The organism is Devosia sp., assembly GCF_041917035.1.
GTDB lineage: Bacteria > Pseudomonadota > Alphaproteobacteria > Rhizobiales > Devosiaceae > Devosia_A.
On record NZ_JAYRYM010000080.1, the window covers coordinates 1 to 15084 of the forward strand.

The 15084-nt window shown below is 67.7% G+C and carries 14 protein-coding genes; 8 read left to right on the forward strand and 6 right to left on the reverse strand.

The window, feature by feature from the left end; genetic code table 11:
• The 7 genes from alr to ACE3TU_RS10330 all read left to right on the forward strand — a co-directional run.
• On the forward strand, positions 1–1020 hold a 1020-nt coding region (gene alr, locus ACE3TU_RS10300; RefSeq protein ID WP_374623642.1), incomplete at its 5' end, for an alanine racemase.
• 21 nt (positions 1021–1041) lie between these two features.
• Positions 1042–2031 carry a sugar phosphate isomerase/epimerase family protein gene (locus ACE3TU_RS10305; protein WP_374623645.1) on the forward strand — a complete coding sequence of 330 codons (990 nt, stop codon included), beginning with the start codon at positions 1042–1044 and terminating at the stop codon, positions 2029–2031.
• Positions 2028–2903, forward strand: coding sequence for a ribokinase (locus ACE3TU_RS10310; RefSeq protein ID WP_374623648.1), 876 nt, complete (start codon positions 2028–2030; stop codon positions 2901–2903). The genes ACE3TU_RS10305 and ACE3TU_RS10310 overlap by 4 nt, the downstream gene beginning before the upstream one ends.
• 72 nt (positions 2904–2975) lie before the next feature.
• Complete coding sequence (radA, locus tag ACE3TU_RS10315) at positions 2976–4364, forward strand: DNA repair protein RadA (protein WP_374623651.1); 1389 nt, start codon at positions 2976–2978, stop codon at positions 4362–4364.
• Positions 4365–4484: 120 nt separating this feature from the next.
• Positions 4485–5117, forward strand: a complete 633-nt coding sequence (locus ACE3TU_RS10320; protein WP_374623675.1) for a CvpA family protein — start codon at positions 4485–4487, stop codon at positions 5115–5117.
• 96 nt (positions 5118–5213) lie between these two features.
• Positions 5214–6704 carry an amidophosphoribosyltransferase gene (gene purF, locus ACE3TU_RS10325; RefSeq protein ID WP_374623654.1) on the forward strand — a complete coding sequence of 497 codons (1491 nt, stop codon included), beginning with the start codon at positions 5214–5216 and terminating at the stop codon, positions 6702–6704.
• A gap of 146 nt (positions 6705–6850) precedes the next feature.
• Positions 6851–7582 (forward strand): SDR family NAD(P)-dependent oxidoreductase, encoded by a 732-nt coding sequence (locus ACE3TU_RS10330; protein WP_374623656.1) that lies wholly within the window; start codon positions 6851–6853, stop codon positions 7580–7582.
• A 4-nt stretch (positions 7583–7586) separates the two neighbouring features.
• On the opposite strand, the gene ACE3TU_RS10335 is transcribed toward ACE3TU_RS10330, so the two are convergent.
• From ACE3TU_RS10335 to ACE3TU_RS10345, 3 genes are all read right to left on the reverse strand, one after another.
• Entirely contained in the window at positions 7587–8852 is a 1266-nt protein-coding gene (locus ACE3TU_RS10335; protein ID WP_374623677.1) for a hemolysin family protein, read from the reverse strand.
• A 118-nt stretch (positions 8853–8970) separates the two neighbouring features.
• Positions 8971–10401 carry a ribosome biogenesis GTPase Der gene (gene der / locus ACE3TU_RS10340; protein WP_374623659.1) on the reverse strand — a complete coding sequence of 477 codons (1431 nt, stop codon included), beginning with the start codon at positions 10399–10401 and terminating at the stop codon, positions 8971–8973.
• Between the two features lie 119 nt (positions 10402–10520).
• Positions 10521–11303: a tetratricopeptide repeat protein gene (locus ACE3TU_RS10345; protein ID WP_374623662.1), complete on the reverse strand. Its 783-nt coding sequence runs from the start codon at positions 11301–11303 to the stop codon at positions 10521–10523.
• Between the two features lie 230 nt (positions 11304–11533).
• Here ACE3TU_RS10345 and ACE3TU_RS10350 point away from each other — a divergent pair, with 230 nt between their 5' ends.
• Positions 11534–11914, forward strand: a complete 381-nt coding sequence (locus tag ACE3TU_RS10350; protein ID WP_374623665.1) for a L,D-transpeptidase — start codon at positions 11534–11536, stop codon at positions 11912–11914.
• A 13-nt stretch (positions 11915–11927) separates the two neighbouring features.
• On the opposite strand, the gene ACE3TU_RS10355 is transcribed toward ACE3TU_RS10350, so the two are convergent.
• From ACE3TU_RS10355 to ACE3TU_RS10365, 3 genes are all read right to left on the reverse strand, one after another.
• Positions 11928–12491, reverse strand: coding sequence for an NnrU family protein (locus ACE3TU_RS10355; protein ID WP_374623668.1), 564 nt, complete (start codon positions 12489–12491; stop codon positions 11928–11930).
• A 244-nt stretch (positions 12492–12735) separates the two neighbouring features.
• Positions 12736–14142: an MFS transporter gene (locus tag ACE3TU_RS10360; protein ID WP_374623670.1), complete on the reverse strand. Its 1407-nt coding sequence runs from the start codon at positions 14140–14142 to the stop codon at positions 12736–12738.
• A gap of 6 nt (positions 14143–14148) precedes the next feature.
• On the reverse strand, positions 14149–15084 hold a 936-nt coding region (locus tag ACE3TU_RS10365), incomplete at its 5' end, for an MFS transporter (RefSeq protein ID WP_374623672.1).

Below are 15084 nucleotides of genomic sequence, written 5' to 3' on the forward strand. Positions count from 1 at the left end.
GTGCTGAAGGCCGACGCCTACGGCACCGGGCTCGTTCCGGCGGCGCGCGCCTTCTACGAGGCCGGCGCCCGGTTCTTCTTCGTCGCGACGCCCGATGAAGGCGTCGCCGCTCGCGCCGGACTGCCCGAGGACACCCACATATTTGTGCTGAACGGCCTGCCGCCGGGTGCCGCACCCCTTTTTGTCGGGGAGCGGCTGATGCCGTGCCTCGCCTCGGTGCCGATGCTGGAGGAGTGGCTCAGGGCCTGCATCCAGTCGAACCAGTCCCTGCCGGCGGCCTTGCACTTCGACACCGGCATCAATCGGCTGGGCTTCCGGCTCAACGAGGCTTCGATCGTCAAGCGCATGATCGACTCGGTCGGCTTTGCCCCGCAGATGATCATGAGCCACCTCGCTTGCGCAGATATTCCCGGGCACGAGAAGAACCGCACGCAGCTGGCGCTGTTCACCTCGGTACTGGCGCAGTTCCCGGGCATTCCTGCCTCGCTCGCCAATTCGGCGGGGCTGATGACCAATCGCGACAACCACTTCCAGATGGTGCGCCCCGGCATCGCGCTCTATGGCGGCCGCGCGGTGGCCGGGCGCCGCAACCCGATGGCCCCGGTCGTGACGCTGGAAGCGCCGATCCTGATGGTTAAGGAAGTCAAGACCGGCGAAACCGTCGGCTACGGCGCGCTCCAGACCATGCATCGCGATAGCCGGCTCGCGATTGTCGGCATCGGCTATGCCGACGGTTTCCTGCGCGCGCTGTCCTCGTCCAACAACCATCGGGGCACGCAGGTGGCCATACGCGGTCAGCTCTGTCCCGTCGTCGGCCGCGTGTCGATGGATATGATCGGCGTCGATGTCACCGACCTGCAGCAACTGCCCGCTCCCGGTGAGATGGCCGAGGTCCTGGGCAAGACAGTCTCGGTGGACGACCATGCCGACATCGCCGGCACCATCGGCTATGAGATCCTCACCGGCCTCAAGGGCCGCTACTCCCGTTTCTATGTCGAAAGCGACGCGGCGTCGCCGTGACGTCGGTACAGCGAGGTCCGCTTGCTTCAGACTGCCTTTGCAACCCGCCTCAACTCTTTCGCGTCGCGTCCGGAAGCCGCATGGCCGGGCCGGGCCGGCAAACCCGGAGTGCTCGACCTGGTCGCGCGCGCGGCCACGGCCCGAGGCCTGACCCATGTCGACCTGAACTACCCCGACCACGTGGGCGGCAATGCCGTCGAGACCGCGAGGGCCGTGCGGGACCTCGGGCTCGAACTCAACGGCCTGGCGATGCGCTACTACACCGAGCCGGCGTTCAAGCTCGGCGCGTTCACCAATCCGGACCCGCGCGTGCGTCGCGCCGCCATCGACCTGACGCGGGCCGGCATTGATGCGGCACTGGCCGCCGGCGCGCCGCTGATGACCATCTGGCTCGGCCAGGATGGCTACGACTACGCCTTTCAGGCCGACTATGCGCAACTGTGGGACATGGAGATCTCCGGCCTGCGCGAAGTCGCGGCGCATGCGCCGGAGTGCCTGATCTCGATCGAATACAAGCCCAACGAGCCGCGGGCCTACAGCCTGCTCCCCGACGCGGCGACGACGCTTCTCGCCATCCGGGACATCGGCCTGCCCAATCTCGGGGTGACCCTCGATTTTGCCCATTCCCTCTACGCCGACGAACAGCCCGCCCTCGCTGCGGCACTGATCGCGCGCCACAGCCGCCTGCTCGGCGTGCACCTCAACGACGGCAACGGCAAGCGCGACGACGGACTGATGGTGGCGGCGGTCAACACGCTCAAGACGCTGGAGCTGCTGCGCCAGATCCGCCGCGACGGCTATGACCGGCCGCTCTATTTCGACACCTTTCCGGATCTGACCGGGCTCGACCCGGTGCGCGAGTGCGAGGCCAACATCGCCACGGTCCAGAGGCTGCTGTCGGTCGCCGACACGCTCGACGCATCCAACGCGCTGGAGGCCGCGATATCGGGGCAGGACGCCGTCGGCGCGCTGGAACTCGTCCAGAAGGCCCTGATCGGGGGCTCGCCGTGAGCGGCCCCGGCCGCGTCGTGGTCTGCGGAAGCCTCCACTACGACATCGCCGTGGAGACGCCCAAGTGGCCGACCGCCGGCGAAACCGCCGTCGGTACGTCCTGGTTCCCCAAGCTCGGCGGAAAAGGTCGCAATCAGGCGGTTGCCGCCCGCCGGGCGGGCGCCGAGACGATCATGATCGGCCGGGTCGGGGCCGACGATTTCGGGCGGGAACTGCTCGCCGACCTCGAGCGGCGGGGGATCGACCGGTCGGCCGTGACGGTCTCGGCAACCGCCGGGACGGGCATGAGCGTGGCGTTGTTCGATCCCACCGGCGACTATCGGGCCATCATCGTGTCGGGGTCGAATCTCGAGCTTGGCCCGGCCATCGTTGCGAATGACGCCCTGCTGTCGCGCGCCGGGGTTCTCGTTCTGCAGAATGAAATCCCCGATGAAGCCAACACGGCCCTGGCCGGTGTGGCCAGGACGGCGGGGGCGACGGTGATCCTCAATGCCGCCCCGGCGCGCCCGCTTTCGACCGAGCTTGGGGCGCGGGTCGACATCCTCGTGGTCAATGCCATCGAGGCCGCCCAATTGGCCGGCATTTCCGAGCCAAGGGACCTCGAGTCCGCCGCGGCGGCGGCGCGCAGTCTCGCCGAGGTCTTTCCGCAGGCGGTCGTGACCGCCGGTGCCGCCGGGGTGGCGACGGCGGGGAGGCTGGGTGCGATGAGGTTCCCGGCGGAGCCGGCAAAGGTGATCAGCACTCATGGAGCCGGCGACGAGTTCGTCGGATGCCTCGCCGCCGAGCTTGCAGCCGGAGGCGGGCTGGAGAGGGCTCTCGGCCTGGCAAACCAAGCGGCGGCGCGGCTGATCTCGACACCTGTCGGCGACTGATACCTGTTCACTCTTCGTTCTTGCGTTAGCACCTATGCTCGGCTAACCTTCCACTTCGATCGGAATCCTAGCATGGCGCGCACCAGAACCTCGTATGTCTGCCAGTCCTGCGGTGCCACCTCGGCGCGCTGGCAGGGGCGGTGCGAGGCCTGCGGGGAGTGGAACACCATCGCCGAGGAAGTGATCGACTCGGGCGTCGGCGCCGGACCGAAATCAGCCACCGCTGCCGGGCGGCCCGTGCAGCTGGTGCCGCTCGCCGGCGAAACCGAGACGGCGGCCCGCGTCGTCAGCGGGATATCGGAACTCGACCGCGTCACCGGTGGAGGCTTCGTCATGGGCTCGGCCGTGCTGGTCGGCGGCGATCCCGGCATCGGCAAGTCGACGCTGCTGCTGCAGGCGGCGGCGGCCCTGGTCGAGCGCGGCAAGCGCGTCGTCTACGTCTCGGGCGAGGAAGCGGTTGCGCAGGTGCGGCTCAGGGCACAGCGCCTCGGCCTGGGTGACCGCGAGGTCCTGCTGGCGAGCGAGACCAATGTCGAGATCATCCTCGCCACCCTGCAGAACGGCCCTGCCCCGGACCTGGTGATCATCGACTCGATCCAGACCCTGTGGACCGATCGCGTCGACAGCGCGCCAGGGACCGTGACGCAGGTGCGCACCTCGGCCCAGGCGCTCACGCGATTTGCCAAGAAGTCGGGCGCAGCCGTCGTGCTCGTCGGCCACGTGACCAAGGACGGACAGATCGCCGGTCCGCGCGTCGTCGAGCACATGGTCGATGCGGTACTCTACTTCGAGGGGGATGCCAGCCACACCTTTCGAATCCTGCGCGGCGTGAAGAACCGGTACGGAGCGACCGACGAGATCGGCGTGTTCGAGATGTCGACGCTCGGGCTGCGCGAAGTCGCCAATCCCTCCGCGCTCTTCCTCGACCAGCGCGACAAGGATGCTGCCGGCTCCGCCGTGTTTGCCGGGATGGAGGGCACTCGACCCGTCCTGTGCGAAATCCAGGCGCTGGTCTCCCCCTCGCCCCTCGGCACGCCGCGTCGCGCCGTCGTGGGCTGGGACTCGGCGCGCCTCTCGATGGTGCTGGCCGTGCTCGAGACGCGCTGTGGCGTCCGCATCGGGGCCAACGACATCTATCTCAACGTCGCTGGAGGGCTGAAGGTCAACGAGCCGGCCGCCGACCTTGCCGTGGCCGCCGCGCTGATCTCCTCGCTCACCGGTTCGCCGCTGCCGCCCGATACGGTCTATTTCGGCGAGATTTCCCTCGCCGGGGGGGTCAGGCCGGTGGTGCACGGGGCGCTGAGGCTGCGGGAGGCCAGCAAGCTGGGCTTCAGGGCCGCGGTTACGGGGCGTATCGCCAGCGGTGACGCACCCGCCGGAATCCGCGTGGGCGAGTACTCAGAACTGGCCGAGTTGATCGGACGAATTGCAGAGCGCGGCAAGCGGCAGGCCGCAGAGTAGCGGGCCACCCGGCGCTCTCCTTTTCGTGAAGATCGCGGGCGCTCTGGCTGGGCCCGCTTGGCTTTGCGACTTTTTGCGGCTAAACGGGGCTTGAGGCTGGTCCATGGGCGGATTCTCCATATGTTGACTGCATTCGACGTCGGTGTCGCCGTGCTCGTGCTGATCTCGGCCATCCTGGCGACCGCCCGCGGGTTCACCCGCGAGATCCTGTCGCTTGCCACCTGGGCCGGATCGGCGGCGGTGGCCACCTACGCGTATCTCCAGCACAAGGAAATCGCCCGGGGGTACATCAACGAGCCGATCGTGGCCGATGTCGTGACCGTGCTCGGCACGTTCATTGTGGCCCTGATCGTCCTCCATCTGATCACCATGCGGATTGCCGATTTCGTGGTCGACAGCCGCATCGGCCCGCTCGACCGCACGCTGGGCTTCATCTTCGGAGTGGGCCGCGGGGTGCTGATCGCCGTGGTGGTGGTGATCTTCGGTCTCTGGCTCATGCCGTCGAACCTGCCGTCCTGGGCCCAGGACTCCAAGTCGCTGCCAATCCTGGAAAACTTTGGCGACAGCCTGATAGCGGTGCTGCCGCCGGATCTCGAGAAGCAGGTCACCGACATCCTGCACCGCGGTGGCGACGACGACGAGGCCTCGCCCGACGAGGCGCCAACTCCCGAGGCGCCGCTGACGGATGAAGAGGGCACCGACTCGCTCGAGAACGACGCGCCGCTGGAACCGGCGGGCGCGACCAATACCTGACGGCGACCGGCAGTACGATTGCCGCCCTCGCGCTCGGGTCGAAGCTGTCGCCAGGCTTTGCCGCCTGAGCCATTTGTTGCGTGAAAGGTACCTCTGATGAGTGACCACCCCAAAGCCATCCCGGACTGGGATGCCGATACGCTGCGCGAGGAGTGCGGCGTGTTCGGCATCCTGGGGCATCCAGAGGCCGCAACGCTCACCGCTCTGGGGCTGCACGCCCTGCAGCATCGTGGCCAGGAGGCCGCGGGAATCGTCAGCTTCGACGGCAGACAGTTCCACTCCGAGCGTCAACTCGGGCTGGTCGGCGACCACTTTACCGACCCCGCAACCGTGGGCCGGCTGCCCGGGCACCTGGCCATGGGGCACGTCCGGTACTCGACCACCGGCGAGACCATCCTGCGCAACGTGCAGCCGCTGTTCGCCGAACTGGAAGTCGGCGGCATTGCCATCGCGCACAATGGCAACTTCACCAACGGCCTGACGCTGCGGCGCCAACTGATCGCGCACGGTGCCATCTGCCAGTCGACCTCGGACACCGAGGTGGTCCTGCACCTCATCGCCCGCTCCAAGAAGGCCGCGTCCTCCGATCGCTTCATCGACGCCCTGATGCACCTCGAGGGCGCCTTTGCACTCGTGGCCATGACGCGCACCAAGCTGATCGGCGCGCGCGACATGAACGGCATTCGCCCCCTGGTGCTGGGGGACCTCGACGGACGGCCGATCTTCGCCTCCGAGACCTGCGCCCTCGACATCATCGGCGCCAAGTTCGTCCGCGATGTCGAGAACGGCGAGGTGGTGATTTGCGAGACACAGCCCGACGGCTCGATCTCGATCGAGTCGGTCAAGCCGTTTCCGCCCCGCCCCGAGCGCATCTGCCTGTTCGAGTACGTCTACTTCGCGCGTCCCGACTCCGTCGTCGCGGGGCGGCCGGTGTACTCCGCCCGCAAGCGCATGGGCATCAACCTGGCGCAGGAAGCACCGGTCGTCGCCGATGTCGTCGTGCCGGTTCCCGACGGCGGCACCCCGGCGGCCATCGGCTACGCACAGGCGAGCGGCATACCGTTCGAACTCGGCATCATCCGCAACCACTACGTAGGGCGAACCTTCATCGAGCCGACGCAGTCCATCCGCGCCTTCGGCGTCAAGCTCAAGCACTCGGCGAACCGGGCCGAGATCGACGGCAAGCGGGTCGTGCTGATCGATGACTCGATCGTGCGAGGCACCACTTCGGTCAAGATCGTGCAGATGATCCGGGACGCCGGGGCACGCGAAGTGCACATCCGGGTTGCCTCGCCGATGATCTTTCATTCGGACTACTATGGCATCGACACGCCCGATCCGGAGCACCTGCTGGCCAACCAGTACAAGGATCTCGACGCGATGTGCCGGTTCATCGGTGCGGACTCGCTCGCCTTCCTGTCGATCGACGGGCTCTACGATGCGGTCGGGGGTATCCGTCGCAACCCGCTCAGCCCGCAGTTCACCGACCACCACTTCACGGGCGACTACCCCACCAGCCTCACCGACCTGACCGGGCGCCCGAAAAGCGATCCCAAGACGCTGTCGCTGATGCGCGAGGCCTCCTGAGAGCGCCGGACCTGCCTTCGACCCGCGCCGGCGCCCGACGACGCTGTCGCCGGGATGCACCTCCGACCCGGCGATGGGGCAAGGTTCTGCTTTTCTCCCCGCCGCGCCGACGGTAGAAGGCCGCCATCGCATTTCGGAACCCGACAATGACCTCGACCCTTGCCGACAAGATCATACTCGTCACCGGCGCCTCTCGCGGCATCGGCTACCAGGCGGCGCTCGAAGCAGCGCGGCGCGGTGCGCATGTCGTGGCCGTGGCGCGGACCGTCGGCGGCCTCGAGGAACTCGATGACGCCATCGAGGGCGTCGGCGGCACGGCAACGCTCGTGCCCCTCGACCTCACCGAGTTCGACGGCATCGACCGGCTGGGCCAGGCGATCTTCGAGCGCTGGGGCCGGCTTGACGGGCTGGTCGGCAATGCCGCATCGCTCGGCGCGATCACGCCGGTGCCGCATATGGAACCGAAGGATTTCGAGAAGCTGATGGCGCTCAACGTCACCGCCAACTACCGGCTGATTCGCTCGTTCGACCTGCTGCTGAGGCAATCGGCGGCCGGCCGGGCGGTGTTCCTGTCTTCGTCCTCGGCCCGTTCCGCCAGGGCGTTCTGGGGACCGTACGCGGCCAGCAAGGCCGCGCTCGAGGCGCTGGTCAAGTCGTATGCGGCCGAGGTCGGTGGCGTCACCAACGTGCGGGTCAACGCGTTCTATCCGGGGGCCGTGCGCACTGCCATGCGCGCCCGTGCCGTTCCCGGAGAGAACCCCGACACACTGCCGCATCCGTCGGCCATCTCACCCATGCTCGTTGACATGCTGGAGCCCGGGTTCGACGCCAATCGCATGCTGTTCAACGTCGAGACGGCGGCCCTGACGCCGCTATAGGTCGTCACCCGTCGATACGGCTGACCAGTATCTTGTCGATGCGACGCCCATCGAGATCGATCACCTCGATGCGCCAGTGGCCGCGCTCGAAGACCTCGCCAACCGCCGGCAGGTGGTTGAGCTCGGCGAGGACATAGCCCGCCACGGTCTCGTACTTGGCGTCGCGGGCGACGCGGACGCCGATCTTGTCCTCGAACTCGTCGGCCTGCATCCAGCCCGAAACGATGAACGAGCCGTCGGCCCGCGTGGTGAAGGCGGGTTCGTCGCCCTCCTCCTCCTGGAAGGCCCCGGTGATCGCCTCCAGCACATCGCCGGGGGTCACGATGCCTTCGAAGTGCCCGTACTCGTCGAAGACGAGCGCCATGTGCACCACCGAGGCGCGAATGGCCTTGAGGACGTCCAGCGCATCGGACCGGTCCATGACCACCGGCGCCTGCTTCACCAGCGAGCGGACATCGAGCTCGCTGCCGGCAAACAGCACGTCGAGCAGGTCCTTCCTGACGATCACCCCGACGATCTCGTCGACGCTGCCATCCTGCACCGGAACGACCGAGTGCCGGATGGTCCGGAGCTTCTCCAGGATCTCCTCGCGGCTTTCGGAGAGGTCGATCAGCTCGACATCGAGCCGCGGCGTCATCAGCCCGCGTGCCGAGCGGTCGGCGAGGCGCATGACCCCCGAGATCATGTGGCGTTCCTCGGTCTCGAGCACGCCGGCACTCTCGGCCTCGGCGATGATGGTCTTGACCTCCTCGTCGGTCACCGTCTCGTCGGTCTCGCCGGCCTGGCCGATGAGGCGCAGCACCAGCCGGCCGGACACATCGAGCAGCCAGACCAGGGGGGCGGCCACGGACGCGATGAACGCCATCAGCGGGGCGACGCGCGCGGCGACGCCCTCGGCGTCACGCAGCGCCACCTGCTTGGGGACCAGCTCGCCGATGATCAGCGACAGGTATGTGATGATGATGACGACGAGGCCGACGCCGAGCGGCATGGCCACGCCGGGGTCGATCCCGGCACCGGCCAATGTCAGGCCGAGGCGCTCGCCCAGCGTGGCGCCGGAAAAGGCGCCGGAGAGCACGCCGACAAGGGTGATGCCGATCTGGACCGAGGACAGGAACTTGCCGGGATCGTCCTGCAGCTTCAGGGCTATCTCGGCTCCCCGTCGCCCATTTGCAGCGAGAACCTTCAGCCGCGCCGGGCGCGACGAGACGACCGCCAGTTCTGACATCGACAGCAGACCGTTGACCAGGGTCAGAACGGCCACGATCAGTATTTCGAGGAACAATGCCGTATCAAGGTTGCGGCCCCGCACTCAGCATCGGGTCGCTTGGGAGGCGACGAATATAGCGGCTGCTCGCCGAAACGCGAAGAGCCAATCGCCGCGGCACTCAGCCGTCCTTCTTGTCGAACGGGTTCTTGCCGCCCCGGACCCACAGCCGGATCGGCGTGCCCGGCAGGTCGAACGCGTCGCGCAGGCCGTTGACCAGATAGCGCTGATAGGCACCCGGCAGCGCCTCCGGGCGGGAGGCGAAGAGGATGAAGCTCGGCGGCCTGATCTTCGCCTGCGTCATGTACCGGAGCTTCAGCCGCCGTCCCGAGACCGCCGGCGGCGGGTGGCTTTCGGTCATGCCGGCGAGCCAGCGGTTCAGGCGGGCCGTCGAAACGTGGCTGTTCCACCTGCGCTCGACCGAGAAGATCGCCGCCATCAGCTTGTCGATGTTGCGCCCCTGCAGCCCGGAGATGGTGACGAGCGGGATGCCCTTCAGCTGCGGCAGGTAGCGCTCGCACTGCTCGCGCAGTTCCGCCAGCGCCTTGTTCTTGTCCTCGACGGTGTCCCACTTGTTGACGGCAATGACCATGGCGCGCCCCTCGCGCTCGACGAGGTCGGCCAGGGCCAGGTCCTGCTTCTCGAACGGGATGGCCGCATCGAGCAGCAGGACCACCACCTCCGCATACTGGATGGAGCGCAGCGAGTCGGACACGGCGAGCTTCTCGAGCTTTTCCGAGATGCGGGCCCTGCGTCGCATGCCGGCGGTATCGACCAGGTTGATGGTGCGGCCGTCGTACTCCCATGGCACGAGAATGGAATCGCGGGTGATGCCGGCCTCCGGCCCGGTAAGCAGCCGCTCTTCCCCCACCATGCGGTTGATCAGCGTCGACTTGCCGGCATTCGGCCGGCCGATGATGGCGACGTTGAGGTGGCGCTTCGGGTCCCAGCGCCTGGCAGGGCCTTCCTCGGTCGAGCCATCGTCGGGCGGCAGGTCGACATCCACTTCGGGCAACTGGTCGAGGGCCGGCGCAGCGGCCGCGGCCTTTTCGGCGGCTGCATCGACCGCCTTCGAAACGATGGCGTGCAGGTCGGCCAACCCCAGCCCGTGCTCCGCCGACAGGGCCACCGGTTCGCCGAAGCCCAGCACATAGGCCTCCATCAGGCCCGGATCTGCCGCCTTGCCCTCGGCCTTGTTGCCGATCAGGTGCACCTGCTTGCCGGCGCGGCGCAGCACCTGGGCGAAGCGCTCGTCGAGGGGGGTCACGCCGGCCTTGGCGTCGATCATGAACAGGATGACGTCGGCATCACGGATGGCGATCTCGGTCTGCTGACGCATCCGATCCTCGAGCGAGCCATCGGTGCGGTCCTCGTAGCCGGCCGTGTCGAGGACCTTGAAGCGCAGATCGCCGATCCGCCCCTCCGCCTCGCGGCGGTCGCGGGTGACACCCGGCGTGTCATCGACGAGCGCAATCTTCCGTCCCACCAGGCGGTTGAACAGGGTGGACTTTCCGACGTTGGGGCGGCCGACGATGGCGACGGTGACAGTCATGACGGGCCTGCTCGCTGGTGGCGGAATTGTTCGTTACCCTACTCCGCGCGCCTCGCGGAAGCAGGAAATGCAGCGGGCCCCCGCGCGCGGCAGGGGCCCGATCGAGAGTACCGGCACAATTAGTTGCTGGGCGCAGCCTCGGCGGGCGTCGGCTCGGCCGGGGCCGGCTCCGCCGTGTCGAGGGCCGGCGCGTCGCCGACGGACGGCGCCTCCTCGACGAAAGCCGAGGCGTCGGCCTTGGGATCGACCGCCCCTTCGGCGACCAGCTGCTGCAGGTAGAGCTGCAGCTTGCTCCGCGTATCCTGCGAGACCAGCGGGTCGGCGATGATCGCCTCGAAGGCGACTCTCGCCCCATCGATATCGCCCACGGCATACTTGGCCAGTCCGAGCGCTTCGCGCGCCGCATTGCGGAGCGGATTGTCGGCCGTGTCTAGGCCGCCCACGCGCTGCTCGACCTGCGCGACGTCGCCGCCATCGACGAGGACGAGCCCGGCCATCACCAGCGCCAGGTCGCGCAGGTGCACATTGGTTTCCTTGGCCGCCAGCGCATCATAGGCGGCGACGGCCTCGGCAGTCTTGCCGTCCTTGAGCAGCAGGGCCGCCTGCCGGAAGCGCGCCAGCGTCGGATAACCGCCCGAGCCCTCCGCAGCGACCTTTTCGAGCGCCGCCTGGGCCGCCGCGATATCGGTGCCGTCGACGATCTCCAGCGCCGAATAGAACTGGTCCGAGGATCGCGCGGCGTTGGAATTCTGCCACCACGTCCAGCCCTCGTTCACGGCGACCAGCAGGACCACACCCACGGCGGCGCCGATCACGTAGGGCCCGAACTGCCGCCAGAGGGCGCGCATCCGGTCGCTGCGCAACTCGTCGTCGATTTCGCGGATGAAGTTGTCGTTGGTCATCTTGTGTGGGTTCGGGAGGACGGAAAATCGCCGGCACCATAGTGACCCGCCCCGGCGAATGCAAATCCCTTGCGGCGGGGGAAAAACCGACGAATCGCCGGCCTCACATGCGCGTGAACCCGGCTGTCGTTAACGCTCGGGCAATGCAAGTGTAGCAGCATTGCGGCCTGCGTATCGGGGGCTAGTAGCAGATGTTGCGTCGCGTTCTTCTTTGGCTCGCTTTCGGGTTGTTGGCCACGCCCGCGTTTGCCTCGAATATCTTCATCGTGGTCGATATCTCCGAACAGAAGATGTGGGTCGCCGTGGATGGGGCGCCGACGCACAGCTTCGACGTGTCGACCGGCCGCAGGGGCTACGACACCCCGACCGGGCGCTACGATGTCACGCGCATGTACCGCAAGTATCACTCGAAGAAATACGACGGGGCGCCAATGCCCTATTCCATCTTCTTTCACGGCGGATATGCCATCCACGGCACCACCGACCTGAAGAACCTGGGCCGCATCGCCTCGCATGGCTGTGTCCGGCTGCACCCGGACAATGCCCAGACGCTGTTCGACCTGGTCAAGCAGGTCGGCGCCGAGAACACCACCATCCGCGTGATGAGCTGAGGCCGGGAGCCCGCTAGTAGGGGCTCACCCCGAACAGCAGCCCGTGCAGCAGGAAGGCGAAGACCCCGTACAGCACGGTTCCGACCAGCAACGCGATGAGGTCGCTGCGCGGCGACACGATGGCCGGCGCGGGATCGCCGCGCGGAATCACCGCCAGCCGGTCGATCAGCGTATAAAGGGCGAAACCGCCGAACAGCAGCAGCGAGGCCATGTCGCCATTGGCGGCGAGGTGCGCCACTGCCCAGAGGAACACCCCGGTCAGCATCGGGTGCTTGACGAAGTACTTGATGCGTCCGGCGGGGGCGTTGGCGGCGCCGACGAGGACGAAACCGGCCCAGACCAGCAGCGCCGCGAGGTGTCGTCCCCAGGCCGGCGGCTCGTAGAGCTCGGGCGCCTCGCCGCGGTAGGCGATCCAGCCCCAGATGATCAGCCCGAGGCCGACCAGCGAGATCAGCGCGTAGATCCCCTTCCAGCGGCGTTCGTTGGCGGCGATCTGGGCTTCGCGCAGGCCCGGCGCGACGACCCGGATCAGGTGGATGCCAAAGAACAGGATCAGTCCGGCGATGAGAATCAGCATGTGTGCCTCCGTGCGGCGAACATGCGGTCGGCCGCCCTCGCCTGCAACCATGTCCGGCATTGGCACAGCCTTTCCCGCCTTGCTCCGGAGCGAGGCGGAGGCGGACGGGCGGGGGTTGGGGATAGATTGATCCGGGCCCCTCAGAGGACGCGGTAAGTATTTGAAATACAACAGATAGTTTGTGCGTTCGCCACGTTTCGGCCACGTTGCTGAACGGGCCTGTCCGCGCGGCCGGCGGCGGAGCCTACTCGCCGGCCTGCGGCTCGGCGGCGCGGTGGCCGGAGAGGGCGTGGCCGGCGTGGCGCGGCAGGCGGAAAAAGACCGCGGTGGCGACCAGCGCGACGGTGCCGACGACCCAGAAGGCGGTGTGGAAATCGCCGACGGTGGGCGTCGCGCCGCCCGAGACGAGGTGCGAGAACTCCAGCATGCCGCCGCCGAGCGCGACGCCGCAGGCAAGCGAGAGCTGCACGCCGACCTGGCTGATCACATTGGCCTGACCGGCCTCCTTGTCGGAGACGTCGGCAAAGGTGAAGGCATTGGTCGCCGTCCAGAACATCGACTGGTAGAAGCCGGTCACGGCGAGGATGGCGAGGATCAGCGGTATCGGCGTGTCGATGGTGTAGAGCGCCATGCCGTAGATGCCGAGCACGGTCACGAAGGTCGACCACACCAGCGTCGAGCGGAAGCCCAGCCGCTGAATGACCCGCTCGGCGACGAACTTGGCGATGAACGCGCCCACCGCCCCGGCAAAGCTGATCATGCCGCTCTCGAACGGGCTGTGGCCGAAGCCCAGCTGCAGCATCAGCGGAAACAGGAACGGGGTTGCGCCCACGCCCAGCCGGAAGAAGGTGCCGGCGATCACCGTGGTGCGGAACAGCGGCAGCCTGAAGATGCGCAAGTCCAGCAGCGGATACTCGGTGCGCCGGAAGTGCCAGAGGTAGAGCAGCGCGGCGATGGTTCCGCCGACCAGCGACGCAATCCCGAAGCTCATCGGCAGGGCGGGCAGCGTCAGTACGGAAATGCCGAACACCCACCCGGCAAAGGTCGTGCCGACAAGCAGGAAGCCGAAGGCGTCCAGGCGCCGCGTGCCGCTGCGCTGCCAGTCGGGCAGGAACAGGTTGACCAGAACCACGCCGGCGATGCCGATCGGCACGTTGATCAGGAAGATCCAGTGCCAGCTCCAGTAGGTGGTGATGAAGCCGCCGACCGGCGGGCCGACGATCGGACCGACGAGGCCGGGAATGCTGAGCCAGGCCATGGCGTCGACCAGCTGGTGGCGCGGCGTCACGCGCACCAGCACCAGGCGCGCCACCGGCGTCATCATGGCGCCCCCGACACCCTGCAGGAAGCGCGACAGCACGAAGGTCAGCAGCGAGTCCGAGACGGCACAGAAGACCGACCCGACGATGAACACGATCATGGCCCAGCGGAAGACCTGCCGCGCGCCAAAGCGATCGGCCATCCAGCTCGAGATGGGAATGAAGATCGCCAGAGCCACGAGGTAGGAGGTCATGGCCAGCTTGAGCGCCGTCGGCTCGGTGCCGATGTCGTGCGCGATGGCGGCGAGCGAGGTGGCGATCACCGTCGAGTCCATGTTCTCCATGAACAGCGCGACGGCGAGGATGAGGGGGGTCAGGCGAAGCGAGGACATGGGGTCTCAGCCGTCCGACAATCGGCCGGGCCTCGCGCGATGACCGGAGACATCGCTGCCGGCGTCGGGCGGCAGGCGCAGGAACGGCACCGCGCTCAACAGCGACACACCGGCCACCACGAACCAGGCGAAGTGAAAATCCTCGAGCTTCAGTCCGCCACCGGTGAGGCGGGAACTGATCTCCAGCGCGCCCCCGGCGACGGCGACGCCAAGCGCGACGCTCAACTGCTGACTGACCGCGGTGATCGCGGTGGCCTGGCTGGCGTCCTGCTCATCGACATCCGCGAAGCCGAGCGCGTTGACCCCGGTGAAGAACATGGAGCGCAGCAGGCCGGTGGTCAGCAGGACCGCGTAGAGCACGACATGCGGGGTCCCCGGCTCGAAGAAGCCGATAATGCCCAGGGCCAGGCAGCCGGCGATACCGGCCGTCACCAGGACGCGCGGAAAGCCGAAGCTGGCGAACACCCGCTCGGCTCCGAACTTGCTCAGCATGGCGCCGAGTGCCCCGACGAAGGTGATCAGCCCGCTCTCGAACGGGGTGAGCCCGAAGGCGATCTGCAGCATGAGCGGCAGCAGGAACGGCGTCGCCCCGACACCGATGCGGAAGACCGATCCGCCGATGATGGCGCTGCGGAACAGCTTGTAGCGCCGGAACAGGCCCGGATCGAGCAACGGGTGCTCCGCCCGGCCGGTGTGGCGCCAGTAGGCCAGCCCGGCCACGCCCCCGACGACGACGGCGGCGTAGCCGGCGGCCGGGGGGATGGCGGGAAGGCTGATGACCGAAAGGCCGAAGATGATGCCGGCGAAGGCGAGGCCGGCGAGGACGAAGCCGATGCCGTCGATGGGGCGCGGTGTCCGCGGCTCGATCCTGGGGAGGTAGATCGAGGTGGCGATGATGCCCAGCACCCCGATCGGCACGTTGATCCAGAAGATCCAGTGCCA

What these genes read in the sequence shown, in the direction of transcription:
- radA (WP_374623651.1), top strand. Translation starts at nt 2,976, where the DNA reads ATGGCGCGCACCAGAACCTCGTATGTCTGCCAGTCCTGCGGTGCCACC.
- ACE3TU_RS10320 (WP_374623675.1), top strand. Translation starts at nt 4,485, where the DNA reads ATGTTGACTGCATTCGACGTCGGTGTCGCCGTGCTCGTGCTGATCTCG.
- purF (WP_374623654.1), top strand. Translation starts at nt 5,214, where the DNA reads ATGAGTGACCACCCCAAAGCCATCCCGGACTGGGATGCCGATACGCTG.
- ACE3TU_RS10330 (WP_374623656.1), top strand. Translation starts at nt 6,851, where the DNA reads ATGACCTCGACCCTTGCCGACAAGATCATACTCGTCACCGGCGCCTCT.
- der (WP_374623659.1), bottom strand. Translation starts at nt 10,401, where the DNA reads ATGACTGTCACCGTCGCCATCGTCGGCCGCCCCAACGTCGGAAAGTCC.
- ACE3TU_RS10345 (WP_374623662.1), bottom strand. Translation starts at nt 11,303, where the DNA reads ATGACCAACGACAACTTCATCCGCGAAATCGACGACGAGTTGCGCAGC.
- ACE3TU_RS10355 (WP_374623668.1), bottom strand. Translation starts at nt 12,491, where the DNA reads ATGCTGATTCTCATCGCCGGACTGATCCTGTTCTTTGGCATCCACCTG.
- ACE3TU_RS10360 (WP_374623670.1), bottom strand. Translation starts at nt 14,142, where the DNA reads ATGTCCTCGCTTCGCCTGACCCCCCTCATCCTCGCCGTCGCGCTGTTC.